The following is a 533-nucleotide window of genomic DNA, read 5'->3' as shown; positions in this document are numbered from 1 at the left end:
CATTGACGAGGAACGACCTCACGGGCCCTTTTCCGGGCGCGCGTACCGCACCGGAGCTGCGACGCTGGGCTTGCTGAGCCGGGTCGTCCTTTCCGGGATCGCGCTTTTCGGGGTGTTCGTCCGTCATCTGTCACCTCCCAGCACGCTGACGATGTAGTTGTTGCGGTCGGTGATGTTGTCGGCGGCACTGTCGGTGAAGCGCAGAATCGGACCTGCCCAGAAGGTCAGCACGAGACCGGCTGCGACCATCAGCGCGGTCGGCACCACCATCGACGTCGGCATTCGGCCCACGTCTTCGCGGTCGTCGAACGAGATGTCGGCACGCTCGTCGATGAGGGCAGACGGTGCGCTGTCGGCGAGCTCGCCCTCGGGAGCGTCGGCACGCGGTCGCCAGAACGCCTTGGTCCACACACGGGCCATCACGTAGAGGGTCAACAGGCTGGTGATCACCGAACCGGCAACCAACAACCACGCGAGCACCGACCCGTCGCGTGTGCCCGCCTCGAGCAACCCGACCTTGCCGATGAACCCGG

At 66.0% G+C, this 533-nt stretch carries 1 pseudogene; it reads right to left on the bottom strand.

Annotated elements, in window-relative coordinates:
• Nucleotides 1-123: 123 nt before the first annotated feature.
• Nucleotides 124-533: pseudogene (locus tag B3T59_RS04110) on the bottom strand (Na+/H+ antiporter subunit D); the annotation flags it as partial.

This window comes from Gordonia sp. UBA7860 (assembly GCF_002500165.1).
In the GTDB taxonomy this organism is placed as follows: Bacteria; Actinomycetota; Actinomycetes; order Mycobacteriales; family Mycobacteriaceae; genus Gordonia; species Gordonia sputi.
This window is presented reverse-complemented; position numbering and strand designations above follow the sequence as displayed.